At 35.8% G+C, this 26,240-nt stretch carries 25 protein-coding genes; 13 read left to right on the plus strand and 12 right to left on the minus strand.

The window, feature by feature from the left end; translation table 11 throughout:
• Nucleotides 1-78 precede the first annotated feature (78 nt).
• The 3 genes from ACEN2N_RS12220 to ACEN2N_RS12230 all read left to right on the plus strand — a co-directional run bounded on the left by ACEN2N_RS12220 (nt 79) and on the right by ACEN2N_RS12230 (nt 2,493).
• A complete protein-coding gene (locus ACEN2N_RS12220; protein ID WP_441824590.1) occupies nt 79-1,863 on the plus strand; it encodes a chloride channel protein in 1,785 nt (594 codons plus the stop codon).
• Nucleotides 1,864-1,964: 101 nt separating this feature from the next.
• Nucleotides 1,965-2,231: a hypothetical protein gene (locus ACEN2N_RS12225; protein WP_441824591.1), complete on the plus strand. Its 267-nt coding sequence runs from the start codon at nt 1,965-1,967 to the stop codon at nt 2,229-2,231.
• Nucleotides 2,232-2,301: 70 nt separating this feature from the next.
• A complete protein-coding gene (locus ACEN2N_RS12230; RefSeq protein ID WP_299319054.1) occupies nt 2,302-2,493 on the plus strand; it encodes a cold-shock protein in 192 nt (63 codons plus the stop codon).
• 70 nt (nt 2,494-2,563) lie between these two features.
• Here ACEN2N_RS12230 and ACEN2N_RS12235 read toward each other — a convergent pair whose 3' ends face one another.
• On the minus strand, nt 2,564-3,007 hold the full coding sequence (locus tag ACEN2N_RS12235) for a nucleoside deaminase (protein WP_441824592.1): 444 nt from the start codon (nt 3,005-3,007) through the stop codon (nt 2,564-2,566).
• A gap of 63 nt (nt 3,008-3,070) precedes the next feature.
• On the opposite strand from ACEN2N_RS12235, the gene ACEN2N_RS12240 reads away from it, so the two are divergent.
• Both ACEN2N_RS12240 and ACEN2N_RS12245 read left to right on the plus strand, forming a co-directional pair.
• Nucleotides 3,071-4,837 (plus strand): 1-deoxy-D-xylulose-5-phosphate synthase, encoded by a 1,767-nt coding sequence (locus tag ACEN2N_RS12240; protein ID WP_441824593.1) that lies wholly within the window; start codon nt 3,071-3,073, stop codon nt 4,835-4,837.
• Complete coding sequence (locus ACEN2N_RS12245) at nt 4,834-5,961, plus strand: DUF3078 domain-containing protein (RefSeq protein WP_441824594.1); 1,128 nt, start codon at nt 4,834-4,836, stop codon at nt 5,959-5,961. Before ACEN2N_RS12240 ends, ACEN2N_RS12245 begins: the two co-directional genes overlap by 4 nt.
• Here the strand turns inward: ACEN2N_RS12245 and dgt are convergent.
• Entirely contained in the window at nt 5,958-7,301 is a 1,344-nt protein-coding gene (dgt, locus tag ACEN2N_RS12250; protein WP_441824595.1) for a dGTP triphosphohydrolase, read from the minus strand. The two genes, ACEN2N_RS12245 and dgt, sit on opposite strands and share 4 nt — an antisense overlap.
• A gap of 178 nt (nt 7,302-7,479) precedes the next feature.
• On the opposite strand from dgt, the gene ACEN2N_RS12255 reads away from it, so the two are divergent.
• From ACEN2N_RS12255 to ACEN2N_RS12265, 3 genes are all read left to right on the plus strand, one after another.
• Complete coding sequence (locus tag ACEN2N_RS12255; protein WP_441824596.1) at nt 7,480-7,878, plus strand: carboxypeptidase-like regulatory domain-containing protein; 399 nt, start codon at nt 7,480-7,482, stop codon at nt 7,876-7,878.
• Between the two features lie 232 nt (nt 7,879-8,110).
• Nucleotides 8,111-10,378 carry an anion permease gene (locus tag ACEN2N_RS12260; protein WP_441824597.1) on the plus strand — a complete coding sequence of 756 codons (2,268 nt, stop codon included), beginning with the start codon at nt 8,111-8,113 and terminating at the stop codon, nt 10,376-10,378.
• Between the two features lie 31 nt (nt 10,379-10,409).
• Nucleotides 10,410-11,129 carry a DUF6503 family protein gene (locus ACEN2N_RS12265; protein WP_441824598.1) on the plus strand — a complete coding sequence of 240 codons (720 nt, stop codon included), beginning with the start codon at nt 10,410-10,412 and terminating at the stop codon, nt 11,127-11,129.
• On the opposite strand, the gene nadD is transcribed toward ACEN2N_RS12265, so the two are convergent.
• From nadD to ACEN2N_RS12295, 6 genes are all read right to left on the minus strand, one after another.
• On the minus strand, nt 11,126-11,710 hold the full coding sequence (gene nadD / locus ACEN2N_RS12270) for a nicotinate (nicotinamide) nucleotide adenylyltransferase (RefSeq protein WP_441824599.1): 585 nt from the start codon (nt 11,708-11,710) through the stop codon (nt 11,126-11,128). The genes ACEN2N_RS12265 and nadD overlap by 4 nt on opposite strands.
• 6 nt (nt 11,711-11,716) lie before the next feature.
• Nucleotides 11,717-12,298: a guanylate kinase gene (gmk, locus tag ACEN2N_RS12275; RefSeq protein ID WP_441824600.1), complete on the minus strand. Its 582-nt coding sequence runs from the start codon at nt 12,296-12,298 to the stop codon at nt 11,717-11,719.
• The gene (locus ACEN2N_RS12280; protein ID WP_441824601.1) at nt 12,299-13,156 is read right to left on the minus strand and encodes a YicC/YloC family endoribonuclease; all 858 of its coding nucleotides are present in this window, start codon (nt 13,154-13,156) and stop codon (nt 12,299-12,301) included. It lies immediately after the preceding gene.
• A 132-nt stretch (nt 13,157-13,288) separates the two neighbouring features.
• Nucleotides 13,289-14,113 (minus strand): 3-keto-disaccharide hydrolase, encoded by an 825-nt coding sequence (locus tag ACEN2N_RS12285; protein WP_441824602.1) that lies wholly within the window; start codon nt 14,111-14,113, stop codon nt 13,289-13,291.
• Nucleotides 14,114-14,125: 12 nt separating this feature from the next.
• Complete coding sequence (locus tag ACEN2N_RS12290) at nt 14,126-14,866, minus strand: 3-keto-disaccharide hydrolase (protein ID WP_441824603.1); 741 nt, start codon at nt 14,864-14,866, stop codon at nt 14,126-14,128.
• Nucleotides 14,867-14,878: 12 nt separating this feature from the next.
• Nucleotides 14,879-15,931: a sugar phosphate isomerase/epimerase family protein gene (locus ACEN2N_RS12295; protein WP_441824604.1), complete on the minus strand. Its 1,053-nt coding sequence runs from the start codon at nt 15,929-15,931 to the stop codon at nt 14,879-14,881.
• A gap of 161 nt (nt 15,932-16,092) precedes the next feature.
• On the opposite strand from ACEN2N_RS12295, the gene ACEN2N_RS12300 reads away from it, so the two are divergent.
• Both ACEN2N_RS12300 and ACEN2N_RS12305 read left to right on the plus strand, forming a co-directional pair.
• On the plus strand, nt 16,093-17,796 hold the full coding sequence (locus ACEN2N_RS12300; protein ID WP_441824605.1) for a GMC oxidoreductase: 1,704 nt from the start codon (nt 16,093-16,095) through the stop codon (nt 17,794-17,796).
• Between the two features lie 64 nt (nt 17,797-17,860).
• Nucleotides 17,861-18,322, plus strand: coding sequence for an ASCH domain-containing protein (locus ACEN2N_RS12305; RefSeq protein ID WP_441824606.1), 462 nt, complete (start codon nt 17,861-17,863; stop codon nt 18,320-18,322).
• A gap of 71 nt (nt 18,323-18,393) precedes the next feature.
• Here the strand turns inward: ACEN2N_RS12305 and ACEN2N_RS12310 are convergent, their stop codons facing one another.
• From ACEN2N_RS12310 to ACEN2N_RS12325, 4 genes are all read right to left on the minus strand, one after another.
• Nucleotides 18,394-19,533 carry a Gfo/Idh/MocA family protein gene (locus ACEN2N_RS12310; RefSeq protein ID WP_441824607.1) on the minus strand — a complete coding sequence of 380 codons (1,140 nt, stop codon included), beginning with the start codon at nt 19,531-19,533 and terminating at the stop codon, nt 18,394-18,396.
• Nucleotides 19,534-19,702: 169 nt separating this feature from the next.
• Nucleotides 19,703-20,932 (minus strand): nucleoside permease, encoded by a 1,230-nt coding sequence (locus ACEN2N_RS12315; protein ID WP_441824608.1) that lies wholly within the window; start codon nt 20,930-20,932, stop codon nt 19,703-19,705.
• Nucleotides 20,933-21,376, minus strand: coding sequence for a DinB family protein (locus ACEN2N_RS12320; RefSeq protein WP_441824609.1), 444 nt, complete (start codon nt 21,374-21,376; stop codon nt 20,933-20,935).
• 15 nt (nt 21,377-21,391) lie between these two features.
• Entirely contained in the window at nt 21,392-22,384 is a 993-nt protein-coding gene (locus tag ACEN2N_RS12325) for a sugar phosphate isomerase/epimerase family protein (RefSeq protein ID WP_441824610.1), read from the minus strand.
• 172 nt (nt 22,385-22,556) lie between these two features.
• Between ACEN2N_RS12325 and ACEN2N_RS12330 the strand changes: the two genes are divergently transcribed.
• From ACEN2N_RS12330 to ACEN2N_RS12340, 3 genes are all read left to right on the plus strand, one after another.
• Nucleotides 22,557-24,266, plus strand: coding sequence for a GMC oxidoreductase (locus ACEN2N_RS12330; protein WP_441824611.1), 1,710 nt, complete (start codon nt 22,557-22,559; stop codon nt 24,264-24,266).
• Nucleotides 24,266-24,913: a gluconate 2-dehydrogenase subunit 3 family protein gene (locus ACEN2N_RS12335; RefSeq protein ID WP_441824612.1), complete on the plus strand. Its 648-nt coding sequence runs from the start codon at nt 24,266-24,268 to the stop codon at nt 24,911-24,913. Before ACEN2N_RS12330 ends, ACEN2N_RS12335 begins: the two co-directional genes overlap by 1 nt.
• 78 nt (nt 24,914-24,991) lie before the next feature.
• Nucleotides 24,992-25,915: a hydroxypyruvate isomerase family protein gene (locus ACEN2N_RS12340; RefSeq protein WP_441824613.1), complete on the plus strand. Its 924-nt coding sequence runs from the start codon at nt 24,992-24,994 to the stop codon at nt 25,913-25,915.
• The last annotated feature ends 325 nt before the right edge of the window (nt 25,916-26,240 follow it).

Consider the following 26,240-nt stretch of genomic DNA (forward strand, 5'->3'; position numbering starts at 1 on the left):
ATATTTAGAGGAACTTAAAACCAAAATCATAGCAAGTAATTAAATACCTTTGAACCCTATCACTGATATGGCTCAACCATGCCCATCCAAAGAAATAAAATTTTAAAAAACATTTACAAATGGAGATATAAGCATATCTCTCAAAAAACCTTCATTTACATCTTAAGTGTAATCGTTGGGCTTTTAGCTGGGTTGGCATCTGTTACCCTAAAAAACATTACTTATTTTATTGAGGCATCTCTTGAAAAGGGAATTATTTTTTCTAGTAACCAATTATACTTTATTCTGCCTATTATAGGTCTTACTCTGGTATATCTCTATGTAAAATACATTCATAAAGAGAAATTAAAGCATGCCGTTTCTTCAATTCTATTTTCTTTATCAAGAAACAAGGCAAATATTGATGCAAAGCAGATGTACACCCAACTTATTATTGCACCGCTAACTGTAGGTTTTGGTGGATCAGTGGGTTTATTAGGTCCGGCAGTGGCAACAGGTGCCGCATTAAGCTCTAATTTAGGTAAGCTCTTTCATATCAATTCTAAAAGGCGCTCTTTATTAATTGCCTGTGCATCGGCAGGTGCAATCTCATCTATATTTCAATCGCCGATTGCCGCCATCATATTTGCGGTAGAAGTATTTAGTCTAGACCTGACTATGATATCTATGTTACCATTATTATTGGCATCGATCAGTGGTGTACTTACCTCCTACTTCTTCATGGGTAACGAGGTATTGTTCAATTTTTCCATTAGTGAGCCATTTGAAGTGAAGGATACTTTATTTTATGTTCTTCTCGGCGTAGGTACAGCAGTAGCATCTATCTACTTCACAAAAATGTATTTTGGTATCATTAACCTTTTTAAACCATTGAAAAGTCCGAAATACCGTCTTTTGGTTGGCGGTCTAGCCATTGGTATTATGCTGTATATGATTCCACCATTGTACGGTGAAGGATTTACATTTATAAACAACTTGTTGAAAGGTGACCATATTCAAGCTTTAGGCAAAACCCCCTTTGATGCCTACATCGGTAATATTTGGGTTGTAATTGCTCTATTATTCGGCATCACAATTTTTAAGGCAGTAGCGATGACCACTACTTTAGCTGCCGGTGGTGCAGGTGGTATTTTTATACCAACAATGGTAATGGGTAGTGCCTTGGGCAATGTCGTCGCGAAATTGATCAACAATTCGGGATTGGGGTTTTCAGTATCTGAAAGTAATTTCACCCTAATAGGCATGGCAGGTCTTATTGCAGGCGTGCAACACGCTCCGTTGACGGCAATTTTCCTTATTGCTGAAATAACAGGTGGTTATGCCTTATTTGTGCCTTTGATGATTACAGCATCTATATCATACATCATTACTAAAAACACGGTAGATTATACGATTTACACCAGAGAATTGGCTGAAAGTGGCGATTTACTGACGCACAATAAAGATCACGCCGTACTTACCCTTATGAACATTGATATGGTTATAGAAACCAATTTCAAAATCGTACACCCAGACATGACGTTGGGTGAAATGCTGCATGATTCCGTTGCTAAATCAACACGAAATATTTTTCCTGTAGTAGATGCAAATCACGTGTTTTTGGGCATTATTTTATTAGATGATATTAGGGAGTTCATGTTCGACACCAAATTGTATGACACTACAAAAGTGGAAACATTTACCCATAAGGCACCTGATCATATTTACTATGGGCTTGACAGCATGCAAATTGTAATGCAAAAATTTCAAGATAGTGGTGCATGGAATTTACCCGTCGTCAAAAACGGAAAATACATGGGCTTTGTTTCAAAATCAAAACTATTGACCGCTTACAGAAGAGAACTTATAAAATTCACTAAGTAATCAACCTCGGGGCAAGCCCAGAGACATTCTTAGAACAACAATAACAATTCGAGACAAGCCTCGGAGCATTTAAATCTCGATTATAGAGTAAAAGAGAACTTATGAAATATGTAATTATCGCCATAGTATTAATCTCAATCGGATTAATTATCTACGGATTCAATTTAGATGCTAGTCAAGATGCCTTATCTCACAAATATATAGGCTCGGGCACTTTATTACTATTTTTAGTGGCTATGCCGCTGTTTCTTATTCGAGAGAGTAAGGGTAAAAAATTCAATGATTACATGCTTACCGATGAGAATGTACGAAAAATGCAAGGCAAAGAACCTAAAAAGGCTGATAATCAAGACACTCCGAAAAAATAATAGTTCAATTCTTTACCAATGAATCTTAAAATATTGTAAATTAGAATGTTAATATTAAAATTTCAATACAATGATTGGTACCGTCAAATTTTACAATGAATCTAAGGGTTATGGGTTTATAACCAATGAAGAAACTGGAAAAGATATTTTTGTTCACGCCACCGCTTTACATGGCACAGAAATTAGAGAAGGTGATAAGGTGAGCTACAAAGAGGAAGAAGGAAAAAAAGGTACAGTTGCCGGGCAAGTGCAGGTACTTTAAAAATATTCTTTTTCACTAAAAAAATTAGATAACCACGCTCTTGCGTGGTTTTTCATTTATGCTCGATTTCCTATTTTCTTTTCTTCGCAAAAAATTGCTGTAATAAACTAGCCGCTTCATCTGCAAGAATACCGCCGATCATTTTAGTTCTAGGGTGAAGAGTTGTTCCCATAACTCCGCAACCGCGCTGTTCATCTGCAGCCCCATAAACAATTTTACCAATCTGGCTCCAATACAACGCACCAGCACACATTTGGCACGGCTCTAAGGTTACATACAACGTACAATCTATTAAATACTTACCACCTAGAAAATTAGCTGCAGAAGTAATCGCTTGCATTTCGGCATGTGCCGTAACATCATTCAATTTTTCGGTCAAATTATGAGCTCTTGCAATAATCCTGTCTTGCACTACAATTACAGCGCCTACGGGCACCTCGCCAGCTTCAAATGCATATTCAGCTTCTTGAAGTGCCTTTTTCATAAAATAAGTATCATCGTAAGGTAAAACCATAACCTCAAAAATACGATAGTTTCATTTTTAAAAAAGTATTTTTGTGACCATTATAGATGCAATTTGAAATCAATTCTAGAACATATCAAATCACCTAACGATCTAAAAACTTTATCAGTAAAGGATTTAGAGCAATTGGCTGTTGAGTTACGTGAGTTCATTATTGATATTGTTTCTGTAAAAGAAGGACATTTAGGCGCCAGTTTAGGTGTTGTAGAGTTGACCATTGCATTACATTATGTGTTCAACACACCTATAGATAAGCTAATATGGGATGTAGGCCACCAAGCATACGGTCATAAAATACTGACGGGCAGAAAAGATGTTTTTGATACCAACAGACAATTTGGTGGCATTAGTGGTTTTCCGAAAATGGAAGAAAGCGAGTATGATGCTTTTGGCACTGGGCATAGTTCTACCTCTATTTCAGCTTTGTTAGGCATGGCTTTGGCAGCACAATTACAAGGGAAATTAAGAAGGCAACATATTGCAGTTATTGGCGATGCATCTATAGCAAGCGGTATGGCATTTGAAGGCTTAAACCATGCTGGTGTAACCAATGCAAATATTATTGTGGTACTCAACGATAATGCTATGGGTATAGACCCAAGCGTTGGTGCATTAAAAAAATACCTGACTAATGTAAAAACTGGTACCGCAAAAGAAGAGAATATTTTCGAGTGCCTTAATTTTTATTACTCAGGTCCTGTAGACGGTCATGACCTACCTGCTTTGGTAAAAGAATTAGAACGATTAAAAAAGATAGAAGGCCCTAAATTATTACATGTAATCACTACAAAAGGAAAAGGCTTACAAAAGGCAGAAGAAAATCAAGTTACCTACCATGCACCTGGTAAATTTGATAAACAAACTGGCGAGCTACAAAAGAAATCTAATACTATTGAACCACCTAAGTTTCAAGATGTATTTGGCAAGACTTTAGTTGAGTTAGCACTTAAGAATGAAAAAATAGTAGGTATTACTCCTGCTATGCCTACAGGTAGTTCATTAAAATTTATGATGGATGCGCTACCTGAAAGAGCTTTCGATGTTGGTATTGCCGAACAGCATGCGGTAACCATGGCAGCAGGTATGGCAACAGATGGCTTAATTGTATTCTGTAATATTTACTCCACTTTTTTACAACGTGCTTACGACCAGGTTATACACGATGTAGCTATACAGAATCTTCCGGTTATTTTTTGTTTGGATCGTGCAGGTTTGGTTGGCGAAGATGGCCCTACGCATCATGGTGTGTTCGATATTTCTTATTTACGATGTATTCCGAACCTAATTATCTGTTCCCCATTAAACGAAATTGAGCTCAGAAACATTATGTATACTGCTCAGTTAGGTTTAGACCATCCTATAGCAATAAGATATCCACGTGGACGTGGAAAAGAAATGAATTGGCAAGTACCCATGAAAAAGTTGAACATAGGCGAAGGTCAACTTTTAAAAGAAGGAAGTAAAATTGCGATTCTAAGCACCGGCCCTATAGGCAACATGGTTTCTGAACTAATACATGAATTGGATAATACCCCTGCAATCGCGCATTTTAATTTCCCATTTATAAAACCATTAGATACGGATTTATTGAAAAGAATACTGAAGAAATTCGATCATATTATCACCTTAGAAGATGGTTCAGTAACTGGCGGATTCGGAAGTGGTTTGTTAGAATTTGCAAATACTATTGGAATCCATAAAATAATTAAGATATTTGGCATTCCAGATGAGTTTATAACCCACGGTGCTACCGAAAAACTGCATATAAAAGCAGGGATAGATAAGACATCCGTTAAAAAATATGTACAACAATTTTTATGAATAAAATACCTTCAAAAATCGTTAAGAGTTTATGTTCGTTACTCTTTTTGGTAACACTAGTAACCTTTGGACAAGATACCATACCTGCACCTATAATAGTAGATAGTGTTACCGTAGACAGTGTTGCTATAGATACTATTGTAATACGCAGAACGGTAGATAAAATCTATTCTCCTAGAAAAGATGTAAATCTTCAAATACCCAATATAGACTTCAACAAAACGAAAACCTTACAAAAAGGGTTTAACAGATTTAGAATACCCTCGTTTTGGGAAAACGAAAATAGCTTCGGTATCAATATTAGCGAAGTTGCCTTTGTCAATTGGAACGCGGGTGGCGATAATGCCGTTAGTGGTTTAGGATTTTTAAAATTTGCCAGAAAATATAAATTCAGCAATTTTCAATGGGAAAATAATCTTGAATTACGTTACGGATTAAATGCCCAAGAAGGCCGCAAACTTAGAAAGACAGAAGATGTTATACGTTTAAGTTCAAATTTGGGCTTTAAAAAAGACAACACCAGTCGATGGTTCTATTCGGTTCAGCTAAACTTTAATACCCAGTTCTCTAATGGTTATAAATACCCAGATAGAGAGACCCCTGTATCTCGTTTTATGGCACCTGGCTATCTACTTTTTGGTGCGGGTACCTCTTATATAACTAAAGATGAAAAGTTTAATCTTTACCTATCACCATTAACTCAAAAATCTACTTTCGTATTGGATCAAGATTTAGCTGACAATGGGAATTTTGGTGTACAAGAGGCCATTTTAGATGCAGATGGAAACATTATAACACCCGGAGAAAACCATTTGTTAGAAATCGGAATATTAATTACCAATAATTTCAATATTACCATTGCTGATAATATTGAATTAACCAACAGGCTAAATCTTTACACCGATTATATAAAAAGCTTTGGTAATATTGATGTGGACTGGGAACTTACGCTAAACATGAAAGTAAACAAGTTCATTAGCACAAGCTTAGGCACACAAATGATTTATGATGATGATATTCTTTTCGATGTACTGAAAAACGATAACGGAACTATAATAAACCCTGGTGTACCTAAAATTCAATTTAAGCAAGTATTAGGTGTTGGTATCTTGTACGGATTCTAAAGTTGTTTTCCTTTAATTTTATTGTGAATATGTACTGCTGCGCTATCAGAGAGACTTGCAACATAGCAACAAGTGTTTAGAACTATTTCGTAAAGCGATGTATTGGTTTGCTGATAAAAACCAGGCAAAGTTCTCAAAATCAATTTGTGATAGTTAGATGCATTGTTATTCATTTTACCAATTAAGGCAGCAATATAAACATCTAGAATATCGGATATAATAGTGTACCCGGCAATCTCTTTTTCTACCACTTCTTGCGACTGATAAATTTTTTGAACGCTTAGGCTAATAATGTCTTCAATTTGGGCTTTGAATCCACTTTTATCTAATAAAGAGACCTCAAAATTGCCATTTAAAATAAGTTCTTCATTCTCGATGAAAATAGAAACTGCATCTTGTATTAGCGTATTGATGGCTAAGGCACGAAGGTAACTAAGCCTATCTTCCATATATTCCAAAGAATTATACTTTTTGGTATTTATGGTGTCCTTAACCAGTTTAATAAGGTATTCTAGGGCATAATCTTCAGAAATGAGACCTAAGTTAATTCCGTCTTCAAAATCAATAATAGTATAGCAAATATCATCTGCAGCTTCTACCAAAAATGTCAGAGGATGCCTACCATATGAAATGGTACCGTCGTTACTTCTAGTCGGTAACCCTAAATCTTGAGCTACTTCGTCAAAAATGTGTTTTTCACTTTGAAAGAATCCGAATTTTTTATCACAGATATGGTTAGTAGGTTTTTTAGGCAATGATTCTTTCGGGTATTTCATAAAAGCACCCAATGTGGCATAGCTAAGACGGAGTCCGCCAAAGACACCTGCCCTATCTTGCGTCATTAATTTAAATCCGTTGGCATTACCCTCAAAATCGATAATATCTTGGTATTCAACTGCCGAAAGTTGATCTTTTAACTGTAGCCCGTTACCGGTTTTAAAATACTCGCCAATTGCTTTCTCACCACTATGCCCAAAGGGTGGGTTACCTATATCGTGAGCCAATGCAGCAGCAGCAACGATTCCTCCAAAATCATTGAATTGATAGCCATGAACCTCTTTTAAGTAAGGGTGTTTTTCAATGATTTTCTTTCCTGCCAATCTACCTAAACTTCTACCAACAACAGACACCTCAAGACTATGCGTTAATCTGGTATGAACAAAATCGGTCTTTGACAAGGGTATTACCTGGGTCTTATCTTGCAAACTTCTAAAGGCGGACGAAAATATGATACGGTCATAATCAACATCGAACCCTAAACGGGTCTCATCTTGTTCATTTCGTAACCGTTTGTTTTTATCGCCTTGTCTACGCAAAGAAAGTAATTGCTCCCAATTCATGTTAGTCCGTTTTTACAGCCTGCAAGATACAGCATTTGCCTATTTCATTACCTAAAGTCTCATTTCTGGTAAACTATTTTATCTCAGAACCTTAACCTTTAAAACATATATTCATAATCCTTAGGTAACCTTAACTTAACCTTTGGTCATTTTCTTTGTACCAGTATTTAAATTAGGTATGAAGAAAATATTTATTCTATTCGCTTTAATGATTTGCTCTTTGTCTTTCTCACAAGAGACCAGTGCTATTAAAGGTCAAATTTTAGATGGTGAATTTTTCAACGAACCATTATTAATGGCTTCTGTATCTATTGATAATGCAGATATTTCTACACAGACAAATTTTAGAGGTAATTTTGAGTTTACCGATATTACACCTGGCACGCATGATGTACTAGTACAATTTGTAGGCTACGACCCAATACATATAGAAATAACGGTTAAAGAAGGCGAGCAAGCTGAAATTCTAGAGACCTTATATGCTAAAAGCCTACCAATGCCTTCTACGGCTAAAGTAAGTTCAACAACAAAAGATGTTCTTAGTTCATTAGAATTAGCCGCAAACAAAACAAGGTAATCTTCAGAAATTTTGCTATCGAATTGGCTGCATTTTTTTAATCACTTAAAAAAGCCCAATTGAATTGCGCTAAAAAATCTTTTTCGAAAAGAAATTAGTATTTTCATCAACTAATCTTGGTTTCTTTGTAACTATTAATCATCATTGCAAAATTTACGATTTAACTTCATAACCTTATTTTAACGTTAATGATAATTTATAATATCATTTTTGTTCCTTATTTAAATTTTTGATGGGCGAGAACATTTATTTATTCATGATTATTGCATTAGCGGTTTTAGCCGTAACAGATTTAATCGTTGGTGTCAGTAATGATGCCGTTAACTTTTTAAATTCTGCAATAGGTTCAAAAGCGATTTCTTTTAAAACAATAATGCTTGTTGCCAGTGTAGGTATCGCCTTTGGAGCCGTTTCTTCAAGCGGAATGATGGAGGTGGCCCGAAAAGGAATATTTAACCCGTCTGAATTTGTTTTCGCTGAGATTATGATTGTTTTCATGGCAGTTATGATTACAGACATACTATTGCTTGATTTTTTCAATACTTTAGGTATGCCAACCTCAACCACTGTTTCTATTGTTTTTGAACTATTAGGTGCAGCGGTGGCCATATCATTGGTTAAAATTTACGCAGGTGATGGTAATTTTACCCAACTTTCAAATTATATCAATACCGATAAGGCTACTGAAATTATAATAGGTATACTCTTATCAGTCGTCATTGCATTTACTATTGGTGCTATCGTCCAATTTTTCACCCGTATTCTACTATCATTTAAGTTTGAAAACAAACCAAAATGGCTAGGTGCTATTTTTGGTGGTATGGCGATTACAGCTATTATTTATTTTATACTTATAAAAGGTTTAAAAGGCACTTCTATTATCAGTCCTGAATTATCAGTATTGATTGGTAATAATCCTGAAATATTCATATTAGGTAACTTTATAGTGTGGTTTGCCTTATCGTGGTTAGCAACTACTATCTTAAAATGGAATATTTATACCATCATTATTATATTAGGAACCTTCGCTTTGGCAATGGCCTTTGCCGGTAATGATCTAGTAAATTTTATTGGTGTACCGTTGGCAGCATACGAATCATTTGTAAGTTGGTCGAACTCTGGTCAACTAGCCACCGAATATAACATGAAGGGCTTAGCAGTTGCCGTACAAACACCAACCTATCTATTATTAGCCTCTGGTATTGTTATGGTTGTTACCTTATGGTTTTCATCTAAAGCTAAAAATGTAGTAAAAACAAGTGTTGACCTTTCTAGACAAGATGAAGGCGATGAGCGTTTTGAGCCAAACTATTTATCGAGACAAATCGTAAAATTCTCTATCAAAGCATCTGAAAGTTTAAACGGATTAATACCGATATCATTACAAAACAGAATAGACACTCAATTCGTTAAACCAACTTCGTACGCTCAAAAGGCAAAAGCAAAAGATCAACCTGCTTTCGACCTTATTAGAGCTTCGGTAAATTTAATGGTTGCCAGTGTATTGATATCTCTTGCTACCTCGTTAAAACTGCCATTATCGACCACATATGTGACTTTTATGGTTGCCATGGGAACATCGTTAGCAGATCGAGCTTGGGGATCAGAAAGTGCCGTATATAGAGTTGCAGGTGTACTTAATGTTATAGGCGGATGGTTCTTTACCGCAATCGTAGCATTCGTAGCGGCAGCTATAATCGCTTACATTATTCACCTTGGTGGTATTTGGGCAATTGCCGCATTATTAATTTTTGCTTTCGTTCTTATAGGCAAAAACTACCTTTCGCATACCAAGAAATTAAAGGAAACCAAAGAAGAAGAAATATTAGAACGTGCAGAGAGTAGTTCTATACAGGGTGTTATCGAAGAAAGCGCCAAAAACATTGCAAACGTTGTAAAAAGAGCAAGTAAAATCTATTCTAATTCTATTAACGGACTCGCAAAACAAGATCTTAACTCGCTTCATAAGAACAAAAAACAAGGTGCTAAATTGGCAAATGAAATCGATGATCTTAGAAATCATACTTTTTACTTCATCAAGAATTTAGAAGAGGCACATATTGGCGCCAGTAATTTCTATATTAATGCCATGGGGCACTTAACAGACATTTCACAATCGTTGGAATATATTGGTAAAGTAAGCCATAAACATGTCAACAATAATCACAAGAAATTAAAGTATAACCAAATTAAAGAGCTTAAGCAGATAGACATAAAACTAGCTGAAATTTTAGACAATACGTACCACGCTTTCGAAGAAAGATCTTTTGAAAAAATCGGTAATATTCTAAATAATAAGCAAGAATTATATGATTTGGTATCGCAAAAAATTAGTCTACAAGTAGAGCGCACAAGATCAGAAGAATCAAGTCCGAAAAACACGACATTATATTTTTCGATTTTACTTGAAACTAAAGATTTAATGACCGCAACCATGGATCTATTAGAGCTTTATTATAAGGAACATGATGCTGATATTGCACCTGTGAAATTAGATTAAGTGATTTTTCAATTCAATTAAAAGCATAGTTATGAAATATCTTTTGATAGCCGTTTATTTACTGACAGGGTTTTTCATAAATGCCCAAGAAATAACCGGTAACGAATTATTAGAACGAGCAATAGCATTTCATGACCCACAAAACAATTGGTCTACCTTCAAAGGCAAAATGCTTATTGAAATGGAAAACCCTAAGGGGAGTCCGCTCAGTACGGTTGTTGAAATGAAATTACCCAACAACTATTTCAAGACTACTGTAAAAAAAGATAATTATACGATAGAGTCAGAATTAGATAATGGCGCGTGTACCTTAAAATTAAATGGTAGTACCTCCATCTTTCCAAAGATAAAAGACAGCATGAATATTAGTTGTGATCGTGCTAAGATGATGAAGAACTACTACACGTATCTATATGGTCTACCAATGAAGTTAAAAGACCCTGGGACATTGGTAGCTGACAAGGTGATTAAAAAAACATTTAAAGGAAAAGAGTATTTAGTATTAAAGGCTACTTACGAAAAAGAAGTCGGTAATGATACTTGGTATTTCTATTTCGACCCTAAGACATACGCGATGGAAGTCTATCAGTTTTTTCATGACGAAAGTAAAAACGACGGGGAATATATTCTACTTTCTGAAATAATTACCGTAAACGGAATTAAAATACCCAAAATACGAAAGTGGTATTATAACAAAGGTGATGTATTTCTTGCTACCGATGTTTTACGAAAAGCCAGCGTTTTAGATTAGCGATAAAAATTCATTTCATCCATATATTTCCACACTTCTGGCGGCAATAAAGGCTTGATATTTTTACCGTTTTTATGTTCTCTTCTAATAAAGGTTGATGATATTTCCATGATAGGGGCATCTACACGATGTATTTTATCATGGTTTTTAAACTGATGATCCGTAGTACCCTCAGAAATTCTTGGATAAACGTACAGATTATGAAGCTCTAAAATGGTCTCGTAGTTCTTCCACTTATGGAATCCTTTTAAATTATCCTCTCCCATTATCAGTGAAAAATCATACCCAACAGGGTACTTTTCTCCTAAGTGAACAAGCGTATTTATCGTGTAATTCGGTTGCGGAAGGTTGAACTCAATATTACTAGGCTTCAACTTCGAATAGTCTTTTGTAGCCTCATACACCATTTCGAATCTTTGGTGATTATCTAGAAGCGTTTTCTTGGTCTTAAACGGACTTTGTGGTGTTACCACAAACCAAACCTCATCTAAGTCTGAAAACTCTACCATATGGTTCGCTATGACTAAATGACCGATATGAATAGGGTTAAAGGTACCAAAGTATAATCCTACCTTTTTCATATGCATTTATTCTTTATCCTCTGAAACGAAATCGGCAACAAGATCTACTGCTTCTTGTAAAGCCACATCAAGGTCATAATTCTTTATAATCTTATCGAATTGTGGTGCTGTTGCCAATTCTACCGATGCTTTGGCGATACGCATATTTATTTTGTCTTCGTTTTCGGTACTTCGTTTTTTAAGCCTGATCTTAAGCTCGTCTACACTTGGTGGTTTTACAAAAACAGCCAATGTCTGATCAGGAAACTTCTTTTTAATTCTTAAACCTCCAACTACGTCAATATCAAAAATGACATTCTTGCCTTCTGCCCACAGTCGTTCTACTTCACTTTTTAAAGTACCGTAAAAATTATCTCGGTAAACTTCTTCCCACTCCAAAAAATCATCATTCTTGATATGATTTTTAAATTCTGAAACCGACATGAAATAATAGTGTTCCTTATTCTTTTCTTTACCTCTTCTAGGGCGCGAAGTTGCAGATACCGAAAAAGCTAAATTTAATTCTGGTTGTGCCAATAAATGGCGTACAATGGTTGTTTTCCCACTTCCTGAGGGTGCAGAAAAAATGATAAGTTTACCACCTTTCATCTATAGTACGTTTAACATTTGTTCTTTAATCTTTTCTAACTCATCTTTCATTTGCACCACAATTTGTTGCATTGGTGCAAAGTTTGCTTTAGAACCTATCGTATTAATTTCACGACCAATTTCTTGAGATATAAATCCTAATTTTTTACCATTGCTATCGTCTGACATTAATGTTTTACTGAAATAATCTAAATGATTTGCCAAGCGCACTTTTTCTTCAGTAATGTCGTACTTCTCTAAGTAGTAAATAAGCTCTTGCTCAAATCTGTTAGCATCAACATCTGCCTTTAAATCCTGTACCGCTTTTTCTAAGCGCTCACGAATGGTGGCTTGTCTATTAGGATCAATAGTTATTACTTCTTCTAGTAAATTATTTAAAGTAGTTATTCTGTCTAGAAAATCTTTCTCTAAAACACTACCTTCTTCTGATCTAAACTCATTGATTTCTACCAAAGCACCTTGTAAGGCTTCCTTAATAGCTTCATATTCCGTTTCATCAATATCTTCCTTATCGGTCTTCATCGCATCAGGAAAACGCAACGCCATTTCTAATAACCGTAAATCATCACCATCAGCGATATTCTTCAACTGATTCATGTATTGTTTAACGGCTACTTCGTTAACTTGGGTAGAAGTGGTATCGCCCGTAAGCTCAACGTATAAGTTAAAATCTACCTTACCACGCAATAAAGAATTAGCGACCAACTTTCTTAGTTCTAATTCCTTTTCACGATAATTTGAAGGCATACGCGCATTTAAATCAATGCTCTTACTATTAAGCGATTTTATTTCTACCGTAATTTTTTTATTAGGCAATTGAACTACATGCTTTCCAAAGCCGGTCATTGATTGAATCATAAATACATTTTAGATTAAGACAAAGGTAAGGTAAATGAAAATTTCAACGATAATCATCTCACTTTACATAATAAATAAAGGAGTAAACAGAAAAATATTTTGTTTACTCCTTGGCTTCTAACCGATAAAACATTAAAGTTCTCTAACCCAAATATTCCTAAAGCTTACACGACTATCGTCACCATGATCTTGTAACATTAATGGTCCTTTACCGTGCGCTGGGTTTTTAGGCCAGCCAATATAAGGTGTCGTACCTTTTAGCTCCACATGATCTTGAACTAAAATTCCGTTATGGATTACGGTAATATCGCCTGATTTTATCTTCCCACCATCAACATTAAATACTGGCGCATGATAAATAATATCATACGTATTCCACTCACCTGTTGGTACAGAAGCCATAGCTAAAGGCACATGTTGTTTATAAATAGACCCAACTTGACCATTTACATAAGTCGGGTTATCATTTTGATCTAGAATTTGCACCTCATATATTCCATTTAAAAATACACCACTATTTGCTCTATTCTGATTATCTCTCTGCACTGGCAAAGGAGATTTCCATTCTACATGCAATTGAACGTCACCAAAATTCTGTTTGGTCTGTATATTACCGGTTTTGTCATTTACCGTCATACTACCATCTTTGTTCAAATGCCATTTGGCAGCAGTACTATCATTTGTACTTACCCAATTATCTAAACTAGTTCCATTAAAAAGCACTACGGCATCACTTGGTGCAGAACTAACAGTAGCTGGTTTAACAACAGGAACTTTAGGTTCGTAAAATTCAGTTTCCTCGGGGGTTGTCGGTTCTTCGCCCATGAATTCTTCATAAACGATAACACTATCTTTTACCGCTTCAATACCACTATCAGGATTTATTGTTACTTTCTCTTGACAAGAAATTACTGATAATGATGCAGCTAAGAGTAGTAATGAGTATCTATTTTTCATAGGTAAATGCTATTAAAGTTGTTTGATTTTTATGTTTCTGAAACCGACTATGTTACCGTGATCTTGTAATCCGATTTTACCGGTAGTATATTTTCCGAAGCCGTCCCAACCTGCAAATTTAGATTTTGCGACCATAGCATCCCACTGCTCATTTGCTACAGGGAATGTTACCATTACGGTACCGTTTAAGGTAACGCTTCCTATATGTTCATTGTGATCTACGGTAATAACCATTGTGTTCCATTCCCCAACCGGATTAGTAACATCTTTTGCCGGCGAAACCATATCATACAAAGCACCTGCTTGATGCGTTGTACCCGCTTTTGCATCTGGGTGTTTTTCATTATCTAAAATTTGAATTTCTGGACCTGTCTGGTATCCTGTCCCAAATTTTTCGTCTTCACTAACACCCCAAAAGACACCACTATTGCCCGCTTCGGATATTTTCCAATCTAAGCTTAATACAAAATTGGTATACTCTTTTCTTGTTACAAGGTCATGGTTTGTAGACTCCTCACCTTCAGCAGGTGGTGTGTATACCAAAGCGTCACCTTCAATCTTCCAAGCATCACTTACTCCGTCAGTTTTGAACTCTTTCCACTGATCTAATGATGAACCATCGAATAAGACTTCCCAATCATTTTCAACAATTGCTACTTCTTCAGCAACGGCGGTTTGAGTTGTTTGTTTTTTCTCTTGTTTACATGCAACGAATGCCAAAATACAAGCTACACTAGCTATAACTTTCTTCATTTGTGTTCTATTTTAAAGTCCTAACATTTTCTTCAACATTTCTTTATCGATTTCAGCGCCTGCAAAATCATCAAAAGTCTTTTCAGTCGCTTCGATAATATGGTCAGAAATGAATTTTGCTCCTTCACGAGCACCTTGCTCCGGACTCTTAATACAACATTCCCATTCCATAACCGCCCAAACATCACATCCGTATTGTGTCAATTTAGAAAATATGGTTTTGAAATCTATTTGACCATCACCCAAAGAACGGTATCTACCAGCTCTATTGCCCCAATCGTTATATCCACCAAAAGCACCTTTTTTACCAGTAGGGTTAAACTCAGAATCCTTTACATGAAAAGACTTTATAAACTCATGATAATGATCGATGTACGCGATGTAGTCTAACTGTTGCAATACAAAATGACTAGGATCATAAAGAATATTTACTCTTTTATGGTTGCCGGTTGCTTCTAGAAAACGCTCAAAAGTATCACCATCATGTAAATCTTCACCAGGGTGAATTTCATAACATACATCAACACCTTCTTTATCAAAATGATTTAAGATTGGTGTCCATCTCTTTGCTAATTCCTCAAATCCCATTTCAACTAAACCTGCAGGTCTTTGTGGCCAAGGGTGCATGGTATGCCACAATAAGGATCCCGAAAAAGTGGCATGCGCATTTAAGCCAAGTCTTCTACTAGCAGTTGCAGCTTTCTTTACCGTTTCTATCGCCCATTCTGTTCTTGCTTTTGGGTTTCCGTGCACATTTTTAGGAGCAAAAGAATCGAACATTAAATCATATGCTGGGTTCACTGCAACTAATTGCCCTTGTAAGTGTGTAGAAAGTTCTGTTATTTCTAAACCGTAAGAGTTTACTTTTGCTTTGAGCTCGTCGCAGTATGTCTGACTTTCCGCTGCTTTATCCAAATCAATTAAAAAAGTTTCCCACGTCGGAATTTGAATTCCTTTATATCCCAGATCAGAAGCCCATTTACACATTCCGTCCAAGGAGTTAAATGGAGCTTTACTGTCTACAAATTGTGCCAAGAATACGGCTGGTCCTTTGATTGTTTTCATAAAAATATACTATCTGTTGTTGTTTGAATTTGTTGTTGAATTTGAGATGTCACATCCCTCAAAAAATCTTATATTTAAGAATTGTATTAGGTTCTTCTCAATACTTTGGAGATTTGCTATAAATATAGGGATTACCATCAGAAAAAGATAAAATTTCAAGCATGAATCAAGATGAAATATTCGACGCAATTGTTGTCGGAACAGGAATAAGTGGTGGCTGGGCTGCTAAGGAATTAACAGAGAATGGCTTAAAAACGCTTGTTTTGGAACGTGGCCCAATGGTAAAGCATGTTGTAGATTATCCTACGGTGAACGATGACCCGTGGGATTATCCTTTAAAAGGTAAATTATCTAAGGAAGATGAGAAGAAATATCACATACAAAAACGCGTAAATTGGGCTCCGACAGAAGACTCAAAGCACTTTTTTGTAAACGATCTTGACCACCCGTATGTAGAAACAAAACGTTTTGACTGGATTCGCGGTTATCAAGTTGGTGGTAGATCACTTACTTGGGGGCGACAAAGTTACCGATGGAGCGATATTGATTTTAATGCGAATAAAAAAGAAGGCATTGGTGTAGACTGGCCTGTTAGATATAAAGATATTTCGCCTTGGTACGATAAAGTCGAGGAATATATTGGGGTAAGTGGCGAAAAATTAGGTTTAGAAGTACTGCCTGATGGCATATTTCAACCCGCTATGAAATTGAATTGTGTTGAGGAGGATTTTAAAAAAACAACTTCTGATAAGTTTGATGATGGTAGATTGGTAACGATCGGTAGAACGGCACACATTACAGACCCTAATGCAACTTTTGAAGGTCGCGGTACATGCCAAAACAGAGACCGGTGCTGGCGTGGGTGCCCATTTGGTGGTTATTTTAGCAGTAACTCATCTACGTTACCGGCTGCTGAACGTACCGGCAACATGACTTTAAGACCAAATTCGATTGTACATGAAATCATCTATGATGATACCACAAAAAAAGCAACAGGTGTAAGAATTATTGATGCTGAAACCAATGAGAAAATAGAATTCAAGGGAAAGGTAATTTTTCTGTGTGCATCGGCCATGGCATCAGTTGGTATTTTATTGCAATCTAAATCTGAGCGTTTTCCTAACGGATTAGGTAATGATTCTGATGCTTTAGGAAGAGGTATAATGGACCACCATTACAAACTTGGAGCCACTGCTAAAGTTGATGGTTACTTAGATAAGTATTATAAAGGCAGACGTGCAAACGGATTCTACATACCGCGCTTTGTAAACCTCAACGAGAAAACAAAAAGAGAAGGATATTTACGTGGCTTTGGTTATCAAGGTACCGCTAGCAGAGGAGATTGGTCTAAAGAAATAGGTGAATTAGGATACGGCAAAGACTTAAAAGAAACCGTTTTAAAACCAGGGCGATGGACCATTGGTGTTACCGGTTTTGGTGAATTTTTACCATATGATGATAATAGAGTTACACTAAGCCCTACGGAAAAAGACAAATGGGGTTTACCACAGTTAGCTTTTGATGTTGAGTTTAAAGAAAACGAATATAAAATGCGCGAAGACATAAAGAAAGAAATTGTTTCTATGTTTGAGGCCGCAGGTTTTAAAGACGTGTCATCTTATGAAGAGGCAAGCGGACCAGGTCTGGGTATACATGAAATGGGCGGTGCAAGAATGGGACACAGTGCAAAGACTTCGATTATCAATAAAAATAATCAAGTACATTTGGTGCCGAATGTGTACGTAACAGATGGTGCGTTTATGTCATCATCTAGCTGTGTAAATCCGTCATTAACCTATATGGCTTTTACGGCAAGAGCAGCAAACCATGCAGCCGAACAATTAAAAGCAGGTAAATTCGCTTAACGTTAAAATTAATTACCGATTAAAACGTTTATTAAATTCTATAGCTTAAAGAAAATAACAATTTATGGAAAATGCTTCAGCCAGAAATATGTGGGGTAATTATTTAAAAAATCATCTCGAAGATGTCTTTCACGAGACACCTAAAACAATGTATTTTGGCGACAATGAACAAGATGCCAACGAAAACGCTAGGTTAATACAGAGTGGAGCTAAAAAGGCAATTTCACATTCTTTACTAGGTTTACAAAACCGTAATGAACCTTTACCCAAAATAGGAGATTATATAGTAGTCACGAATTGGAGTGGTGAAGCACAATGTATCGTTGCAACCACCGCTGTTTCTCTTAAACCGTATTTTAGCATAGATTCAACTTATGCTCAATTAGAAGCAAATGGAGACAAATCATTAGACAGTTGGAAAAAGTATCATTGGGATTTCTTTACCAGAGAATTACAAGAATTCAAAAGAGAACCAAGAGAAAGTATGATTGTTGTATGCCAACATTTTAAAGTTGTAAATTCTTAAATATCATTTAAAGCTTATATAAAAAAAAGAGCCGCAAATTGCGGCTCTTTTTTTTAGTCAATACTAACTTTTTAGTTTTCTAAAGCTACCCAAGTATTTCCGCTTTTATGCGAATCTACGGTTGCTTCAATAAAATTCATTCCACGAACACCGTCTGTCATGGTTGGGAATTCGCCACTATTATATTCTTGTCCTCTAATTGCTTTTGCTACACCTTTATAAATGTTTGCCATAGAATCAAAAATACCCTCTGGGTGACCAGCTGGTAATTTAGTGCCATCTAAAGACAGGGCAGAATTATAGGCATGACCTGGTTTATATATTTGTGTTGGTTCAGTATCACTTAATTTATATAAAAAATTAGGGCGTTCTTGCTCCCAACGAAAAGCACCTTTCTCGCCATATATTGAAATAGCAAGTCCGTTTTCTTCACCTGTAGCTACTTGACTACCTCTAATAACACCTTTTACATGGTCTCCCATGCGTATAAGAACGGTACCATCAACATCCATCTGATTATCTTCATAAAGGTAATTAAAGTCGCACAATAGTTCATTGATTTTAAGCCCTGTAGTATATTCGACAAGGTTAAAAGCATGAACCCCGATATCGCCCATACAAGAGCTAATACCTGCTTTCTTTGGGTCTAATCTCCAAACAGAAGATCTTTTCTCTTTGTCATGTATAATTGTATTGATCCAACCTTGGTAATACACGGCATCAACCTTATGTATTTTACCTAGAGCACCAGCTTTGATCATTTCACGCATTTGGCGCACCATTGGGTAGCCTGTATACGTATGTGTTAAAGCGAAAACCGTACCCGCTTTCTCATGAGATTTCTGCAAGTCTTTTGCTTCATCTAGAGTAGTGGTCATCGGTTTTTCACAAATGACATGGAACCCGTTATCCAACAACTTCTTGGCCATTGGGTAGTGCAAGAAGTTAGGGGTAAGAATAGAACATACTTGAATACGCTCATCTTCTGGCAATTTTAATTCCTCTTCAATTAAGGTATCAAAATCTTTATAGATTCGGTTTAAAGGAATATCAATTTCTTTTGCAAATTCAATGCTGGCATCAAAATCAGGATTAAAAACAGCACCTGTTATTTCATAATTATCATTAATGAATGATGCTACTCTGTGTAACACTCCTATTAATGAATCTCCTCCTCCACCTAGTATTCCTAATCGTATTTTCTTTGGCATTTTTGTTGTTGTTTTTGTTGTTGTTTTTATTGAAAATAGTATTGTTTAAAATCCCTTCGGATTTGCATTGTTGTTCCAATTCGAAAACTGCTTACCGAATTGAGGCATTAAATATAACTGCACCACTGCGTTAGAAACAATTTTCAGGGGTTTAAATTAAAGAATTTATCTAAGACTGATATTCTATTTTCTCGGTTTTAAAGAAAATGGCGAACAAAATAAATACAGCCAGCGCAAAACCAGCCGGATACATCCAAATGGATTCCCACAAATGTTTACCGTCTTCTAAAAGATATGCGGTAGATATTTTACCTGCGACCCAAAACCCTATTAACATACCCACACCATAGGTTGCCAATGTTATAAGACCTTGTGCCGAGCTTTTGAATTTTTCACCTGCTTTACTATCGGTGTAGATTTGCCCTGAAACAAAGAAAAAATCATAACATATACCATGCAGTGCAATACCGATGATGAGCATAAACCCAAGTTCGTTTACATCACCGAAAGCAAATAACAAATAGCGCACGACCCAAGCAGCCATAGCTACAAGAATAGTTTTCTTAAATCCGAATTTAGTAAAGAAATAAGGTAATAATAACATAAAGGCAATCTCTGAAATTTGACCTAATGTCATTTTTCCGGTCGGGTTATCCATCCCGATTTCAACAAGAAACGGATTTGCATTCTGATAATAAAATGCCAACGGAATACATATTAATACTGACGAGATAAAGAATATTAAAAAATTCTTATCCTTAAATAAACTTAAAGAATCTAAGCCTAAAATATCTTTCAACCTTAATTTTTCTGAACTAGCGGCTTTAGGTGGTGTTTTAGGTAGGGTAAAGCTGAAAAATCCTAATATTAACGATGCTATCGCTGTCATTAAAAAAGTATTTTTCAATACACCTTGTCCAATATTTTCACCTTGGTCCCAGCTAAAAATGTAGCTAATTGAAAGTCCCGCAATGATCCATCCTGCAGTTCCAAAAACACGAACCATAGAAAACTCCTTGGCTGGGTTCTTCATTTGATTAAAAGAGACCGAATTTACCAATGCTAATGTGGGCATATATACAATCATATATGCTAATACCAAGATATAGAAATCATCGAAGGCACTACTTTGGTACATAAAATACATGAGCACCGCACCAAAAAGGTGTAAAACTCCTAAAATTTTTTCTGCATTAAAATATCTGTCGGCTATGATTCCAATAACAAAGGGAGCAATGATAGCTCCCCATGATTGTGTTGAAAATGCCAAGGCTATTTCATCGTCTGTTGCTTTTAAATTGTTTCCTAAAAATGTACCTAGGGTTACAAACCATGCACCCCAGATAAAAAATTCTAAAAACATCATGAAGCAAAGCTGTGCTCTGACTTTATTTTTCATCTATCTTTTGTAATACACATAATCTGAACTCATCGGAATTTCATCATTATTTCTAAAATCTACGGCAATTTGGCCTCTATGATTAGTAGAATGGTTGATGATATGAAAAAGAATATCTTGCAAGGTATTGGTAAACAATCGCCCTTCGCTATTCTCATAGTCAATACGCTTATCAAAACTATCGGCATTAGAAACGATCTCAAATGAACTACGCTGATTTTCATAATGAATATCCGCCCAATTTTTTACATCATGTTCTTGCCAAACTTCGTATTCACTAGGTTTATTTAAAACTCTTGCGTTCCAAAGATGATGCGCATTTAAGACATGGCTAAATAAACGCATAGTTTCTGGCGGAACCCTTTTTAGCGTTAAACACTGCTCTATTAGCTTCTTGTTACAGTGAAAATTATAATCGAATATTTCATTAAAAAAAGTCTCCATAAATCACACTCTTGATTATTCTATTTCTTTAGCTGCTTTCAACAAAAGATCTCTAGTAGCTATAATACCTGCTTCTTCACTAATTTCAGAACCTTCGAATTCTACACCTATAAAACCGGTATAACCTGCTTCTTTTACAATTTTTAACATCTGAACATAATCGATACCTGTATCATATCCGTCAGCATCAAAATTGTTAGATTTTGCGCTAACGGCCTTAGCATATGGCATTAATTCTTTAACACCCTTATATTTATCATACTCTTTTAAACAATCCCAACTTTCTGGTTTACGTTCCATACAGAAATTTCCAAAATCAGGTAAACTTCCGCAATTATCCATATTAACGGTTTTCATTACCTGCGCATGTAGCTCTCCGTTAGATGATAATCCGCCATGATTTTCTACCAAAATATTAATATTTTTGGTTTTTGCATAAGTCGCTAATTTTGTAAGTCCGTCGACAGAGTTCTTTATCCATTCTTCTGGCACATTACTACCATTAAGGTTCACTCGAATAGCATGGCAACCCATCGCTGCTGCTGCATCTACCCATTTTTTATGCTTTTCTACAGTCTCGTTTCTTTCAGCTTCATCATTAACCGCTAAATTACCTTGACCATCTATCATGATCAACACATTTTTCATTCCGTACTTTTCAGCCTCTGCATTAGATTTTGTTACAAAATTCGCCATTGCTTCTTCAGAATAACCAGCATCTGCCAATTCTGGATTATACAGCTGACTAACATATTCTAAACCTGTAAACCCCCAGTTTTTTGCTTTCTCGGCAAAAGAATAAGGATCAACCCCGTCTTCGTTAATCATTTTATGCATAGACCACTGTGCCAATGACAATTCAAAAAATGGTTCTTCAGTACTGTTATTTACAACGACTTCAGAATTTTCTATTTTTTCTTTTTTTGTTTCCTTACATCCGTAAGTTCCTAGTAACGAGACTCCAATACCTACAACTGAGGCAAATCGAATTAATTTTTTTCTTTTCATTTTTGGTAGTTTGTTGTTGTTTGAAATATAACCCTATTTGGTAGCGTTAAAATTATGAATTGGTACATTATTCTAACTTGATGCCTGTTTTAGAGTATTTCGCAAGAAGAATGGACATTAAATGTATAGAATTAATTTTATATTTAATAAATTTAGAGAATAAACAACTTTTATGAGCAAATTTTATTATAACGAAGAACAAGAGTCGTATGACGCAATTGTCGTAGGAACAGGAATAAGTGGTGGTTGGGCCGCAAAAGAACTATGTGAGGCAGGCCTTAAAACACTCGTTTTAGAACGTGGTCGAATGGTGAAGCATATAGAAGATTACGAAACGGCAAATAAAGATCCTTGGGATTTTCCTAATGCAGGTGAACCGACCAAAGAAATTATAGAACAGCAACCAAAGCAAAATAGAACAGGTTATACTACTAACCAAGCCAGTAATATGTGGTTCGTTAATGATTTAAAGCACCCATATAATGAAACAAAAAGATTCGATTGGATGCGAGGGTATCACTTAGGTGGTCGTTCGCTACAATGGGGTCGTCAAAGTTACCGATTAAGTGACATTGATTTTGAGGCCAACAAAAAAGAAAACATTGCTGTAGATTGGCCTGTTCGTTATAAAGATATTGCACCTTGGTACGATAAAGTAGAAACATTTATTGGTGTAAGTGGTGAAAACTTAGGTTTAGAACAATTGCCTGATGGTCAATTTTTACCAATGATGGATCTAAATTGTGTAGAACAAGTTTTTAAAGAAAAAGTAGCCGAGAATTTTGATGGTCGTGTAGTTACTGCTGGTAGAGTAGCACACCTTACAGGAACAAAACAATTTGATGGTAGAAGTAAATGCCAATTTAGAAACAGATGTATCAGAGGGTGTCCTTTTGGAGCTTACTTCAGTAGTTTATCATCTACATTACCAGCTGCTGAGGCTACAGGTAATATGACCCTTAGACCAGATTCGATTGTACATGAGGTTATGTATGATCCGAAGACAAAGAAAGCTACAGGTGTAAAGGTAATTGATGCTAATACTAAAGAAACTTTTGAATTTAAGGCGAAGGTTATTTTCTTATGTGCTTCTGCAATTGCATCTACTTCAATTTTAATGCAATCGAAATCAGAAACTTTCCCTAATGGTATGGGTAATGAATCTGACCAATTAGGGCGTAACATAATGGACCACCAACTTCAAGTAGGAGCTTCTGGTAAATTTGACGGATTCGATGATAAATATTATAAAGGAAGAAAGCCTAATGGAATCTATATTCCTAGATTTAGAAACTTAGGTGGAGATACGGATAGAGAATATAAGAGAGGATTCGGATACCAAGGTGGTGCCTCTAGAGGTAACTGGGAAGATTCTATTGCAGAACTTTCTCATGGTAAAGAATTAAAAGAAACAATTTTAAAACCAGGGGGATGGACGTTCGGTATGATGGGCTTCGGTGAAGTACTACCATACGAAAACAACAGATTTACCTTAGACTACGACAAATTAGATGATTGGGGTCTGCCAACAGTTACTTTTGATGCCGAGCTACAAGAGAACGAACTTAAAATGCGTAAAGACATTTTAGAATCGGCTGTTGATATGCTAGAAAAAGCAGGATTAAAAGAAGTAAAAGGGTATGATAACGAAAGTGCCTTAGGTTTAGGAATTCACGAAATGGGTACTGCCCGTATGGGTAGAGACAGAAAAACATCTGTTTTAAACGGAAATAACCAATTGCACGATGTTCGAAATGTTTATGTAACAGATGGTTCATTTATGACCTCTGCTAGTTGTGTAAACCCATCATTAACATATATGGCCTTTACGGCCAGAGCTGCAAATCACGCGGTTAATGAACTTAAAAAAGGAAACATATAATGGATAGAAGACGCGTATTAAAAAATATGGGTATGTCACTTGGATATATGGTGGCCACCCCAACTTTATTATCAATAGTACAAAGTTGTAAAAGTGAACCGGCAATTACTTGGACACCTGAATTTTTAGCTCAAAACGAAGGGTCAGTGCTTTCTAAATTGGTAGATATTATTTTACCAAAAACTGATACACCTTCTGCCACAGAAGTACAAGTTGACATTTTTATTGACAAATTTGCCAAAGACGTTATGGAAACGGAACAACAAGATTTCCTTAAAATGTCTATGAATAAATTTATAAATAAAGCCTTAACCGATTCTGGTAAAGAAAAAGCTGAAGATTTAACCGCTGAAGATTTAGAATCAGTTTTAGCAAGTTCTTTAAAATATACCAAAGATCAGCAAACAGAAATGTCCAAATCTATAAATAGCTACACAGAAGCTATTGCTGAAGGCGGCACTGCAGAATTGGATGATGAGGTCTCTAGATTTGCTTTTGCGAACAATTTAAGAGGTATGACTATTTGGGGTTATAAAGCGTCTGAATATGTTGGTGAAGAAGTTTTAGCTTACTTACCTGTGCCTGGCGAATATGTGCCATGTGGAGATTTACAAGAGCTTACAGGTGGCAAGGCATGGTCCTTATAACCTAATAAGAGCATAATCTAATAGCCAAGGGCATGATAATTTATCGCTCTTGGCTATTTTTATTTAAAAACACTACATATGAAAAGAAGAAGTTTTATTCAAAAAACGGCCTTAAGTACTGGTGCACTTTCTGTAGCGAGTAGCGTAACATTTGCCAATAGTCTAACAAATTCTACCGCAGCATATACATACAATTTAAAGTATGCGCCGCACTTAGGTATGTTCAAAAATCTTGCTGGTGATGACCCTATTGACCAATTAAACTATATGGCTGATCAAGGTTTTACCGCTTTTGAAGATAATGAGATGCGTAAACGCCCAATAGAGCAGCAAGAAAAAATGGCGGCAACAATGAAAAAACGGGGTATTGAAATGGGTGTTTTTGTTGCCCATGAAATTCATTGGACAACACCGAACCTAGCCTCTGGAGATTTAACTAAAAGAGAAGAGTTTTTAAATGATATAAAAAGCTCAATTGAAGTAGCCAAACGAGTAAATGCAAAATGGATGACCGTAGTTCCAGGTCATGTAGACCTAAAACTACGAATGGGCTATCAAACTGCCAATGTTGTAGAAAGCCTTAGACAAGCATCTGCCCTATTAGAACCACATAATATTACCATGGTTTTAGAGCCATTGAATTTCAGAAATCATCCCGGATTATTTTTGACAGATTCGCCTCAAGCTTTTGAAATCTGCAGGGCGGTCAATTCACCTTCCTGTAAAATTTTATTTGATATATACCATCAACAAATTCAAGAAGGGAATCTGATTCCGAATATGGAAGCTTCTTGGTCAGAGATTGCATATATTCAAATTGGCGATAACCCAGGCCGAAAGGAACCAACTACTGGTGAAATTAATTACCGTAACGTATTTAAATGGATACATGAGCAAGGCTTTACTGGAATACTCGGTATGGAACATGGTAATTCTAGAAATGGTAAAGAAGGTGAGCTTGCAGTAATTGAAGCCTACCAAAAAGTAGATGGTTTTCTTTAATACCATCTATAGACTACACACATAACAAAAGCACAAAAAATGTATTTCATCGAATAGTTATCACTTTTTCGATGAAATACATTTTAATATGTAAGAATTTACTTACTTATTCGTTCTTTTGTATATGTCCCAATACCTACACACATTACTCGTCTATGACGGTTTACTTCTGGCATCAAAATTATCTTTTTATATCTATAAAAAGGTAAAGTCCTATTCATTTGAATTATTTCAAATGAGACTAAGTTATAAATGGTTCAACATTAAAAATGCTATGAAACTGACGTATCACAGTATTTTTAACGACACCATCAAGTTTCCATAA

This window comes from Maribacter spongiicola (assembly GCF_052119685.1).
In the GTDB taxonomy this organism is placed as follows: Bacteria; Bacteroidota; Bacteroidia; order Flavobacteriales; family Flavobacteriaceae; genus Maribacter; species Maribacter spongiicola_A.

Excerpts from the sequence above, each read along its gene's own strand:
- ACEN2N_RS12220 (WP_441824590.1), top strand. The coding sequence starts at position 79 with ATGCCCATCCAAAGAAATAAAATTTTAAAAAACATTTACAAATGGAGA.
- ACEN2N_RS12225 (WP_441824591.1), top strand. The coding sequence starts at position 1,965 with ATGAAATATGTAATTATCGCCATAGTATTAATCTCAATCGGATTAATT.
- ACEN2N_RS12230 (WP_299319054.1), top strand. The coding sequence starts at position 2,302 with ATGATTGGTACCGTCAAATTTTACAATGAATCTAAGGGTTATGGGTTT.
- ACEN2N_RS12235 (WP_441824592.1), bottom strand. The coding sequence starts at position 3,007 with ATGGTTTTACCTTACGATGATACTTATTTTATGAAAAAGGCACTTCAA.
- ACEN2N_RS12245 (WP_441824594.1), top strand. The coding sequence starts at position 4,834 with ATGAATAAAATACCTTCAAAAATCGTTAAGAGTTTATGTTCGTTACTC.
- dgt (WP_441824595.1), bottom strand. The coding sequence starts at position 7,301 with ATGAATTGGGAGCAATTACTTTCTTTGCGTAGACAAGGCGATAAAAAC.
- ACEN2N_RS12255 (WP_441824596.1), top strand. The coding sequence starts at position 7,480 with ATGAAGAAAATATTTATTCTATTCGCTTTAATGATTTGCTCTTTGTCT.
- ACEN2N_RS12260 (WP_441824597.1), top strand. The coding sequence starts at position 8,111 with ATGGGCGAGAACATTTATTTATTCATGATTATTGCATTAGCGGTTTTA.
- ACEN2N_RS12265 (WP_441824598.1), top strand. The coding sequence starts at position 10,410 with ATGAAATATCTTTTGATAGCCGTTTATTTACTGACAGGGTTTTTCATA.
- nadD (WP_441824599.1), bottom strand. The coding sequence starts at position 11,710 with ATGAAAAAGGTAGGATTATACTTTGGTACCTTTAACCCTATTCATATC.
- gmk (WP_441824600.1), bottom strand. The coding sequence starts at position 12,298 with ATGAAAGGTGGTAAACTTATCATTTTTTCTGCACCCTCAGGAAGTGGG.
- ACEN2N_RS12280 (WP_441824601.1), bottom strand. The coding sequence starts at position 13,156 with ATGATTCAATCAATGACCGGCTTTGGAAAGCATGTAGTTCAATTGCCT.
- ACEN2N_RS12285 (WP_441824602.1), bottom strand. The coding sequence starts at position 14,113 with ATGAAAAATAGATACTCATTACTACTCTTAGCTGCATCATTATCAGTA.
- ACEN2N_RS12290 (WP_441824603.1), bottom strand. The coding sequence starts at position 14,866 with ATGAAGAAAGTTATAGCTAGTGTAGCTTGTATTTTGGCATTCGTTGCA.
- ACEN2N_RS12295 (WP_441824604.1), bottom strand. The coding sequence starts at position 15,931 with ATGAAAACAATCAAAGGACCAGCCGTATTCTTGGCACAATTTGTAGAC.
- ACEN2N_RS12300 (WP_441824605.1), top strand. The coding sequence starts at position 16,093 with ATGAATCAAGATGAAATATTCGACGCAATTGTTGTCGGAACAGGAATA.
- ACEN2N_RS12305 (WP_441824606.1), top strand. The coding sequence starts at position 17,861 with ATGGAAAATGCTTCAGCCAGAAATATGTGGGGTAATTATTTAAAAAAT.
- ACEN2N_RS12310 (WP_441824607.1), bottom strand. The coding sequence starts at position 19,533 with ATGCCAAAGAAAATACGATTAGGAATACTAGGTGGAGGAGGAGATTCA.
- ACEN2N_RS12315 (WP_441824608.1), bottom strand. The coding sequence starts at position 20,932 with ATGAAAAATAAAGTCAGAGCACAGCTTTGCTTCATGATGTTTTTAGAA.
- ACEN2N_RS12320 (WP_441824609.1), bottom strand. The coding sequence starts at position 21,376 with ATGGAGACTTTTTTTAATGAAATATTCGATTATAATTTTCACTGTAAC.
- ACEN2N_RS12325 (WP_441824610.1), bottom strand. The coding sequence starts at position 22,384 with ATGAAAAGAAAAAAATTAATTCGATTTGCCTCAGTTGTAGGTATTGGA.
- ACEN2N_RS12330 (WP_441824611.1), top strand. The coding sequence starts at position 22,557 with ATGAGCAAATTTTATTATAACGAAGAACAAGAGTCGTATGACGCAATT.
- ACEN2N_RS12335 (WP_441824612.1), top strand. The coding sequence starts at position 24,266 with ATGGATAGAAGACGCGTATTAAAAAATATGGGTATGTCACTTGGATAT.
- ACEN2N_RS12340 (WP_441824613.1), top strand. The coding sequence starts at position 24,992 with ATGAAAAGAAGAAGTTTTATTCAAAAAACGGCCTTAAGTACTGGTGCA.